1 protein-coding gene is annotated in these 412 nt (G+C 62.1%); it reads right to left on the bottom strand.

Annotation, left to right across the window (positions count from 1 at the left end; genetic code table 11):
- The coding region (locus QQZ17_RS21155) for a hypothetical protein (protein ID WP_284554167.1) at positions 1–204 on the bottom strand (204 nt) is incomplete at its 3' end.
- Positions 205–412: the final 208 nt, after the last annotated feature.

The following is a 412-nucleotide window of genomic DNA, read 5'->3' as shown; positions in this document are numbered from 1 at the left end:
CTCAAGGCGCACGTGGCGAAGGCGCCCGCTGAGGCCGTGGCCTTCGAGGAAGCAGCGAATGCCATCAAGGACGCTCAACAGGGTGCGGAGAGGGTCCGGTCCATCGTCCGGGACCTCAAGACATTCTCGCGTCCCGATGATGCGCAGCGCGGCCCTGTCGACGTTCACCTGCTTCTCAACTCCACCGCCAACATGGCCTGGCATGAGATTCGCCACAGGGCGCGGCTGGTCAAGGACTACGCCCTACTTCGCTCATGGTGGAGGGCAATGACTCACGCCTCGGACAGGTCTTCCTCAACTTGCTGGTCAATGCTGCGCAGGCCATCCAGGAAGGGGCCGCGGACAAGAATGAAATTCGAGTGACGACTCGCCAGGAATCCCATGGGCGAGTGTCGATCGAAGTGCGAGACAG

It is taken from the genome of Citrobacter sp. T1.2D-1, assembly GCF_950098555.1.
GTDB classification, from domain to species: domain Bacteria; phylum Pseudomonadota; class Gammaproteobacteria; order Enterobacterales; family Enterobacteriaceae; genus Citrobacter_A; species Citrobacter_A telavivensis.
The sequence above is the reverse complement of the archived record's forward strand: the minus strand, read 5'-3'. Positions and strand labels throughout refer to the sequence as shown.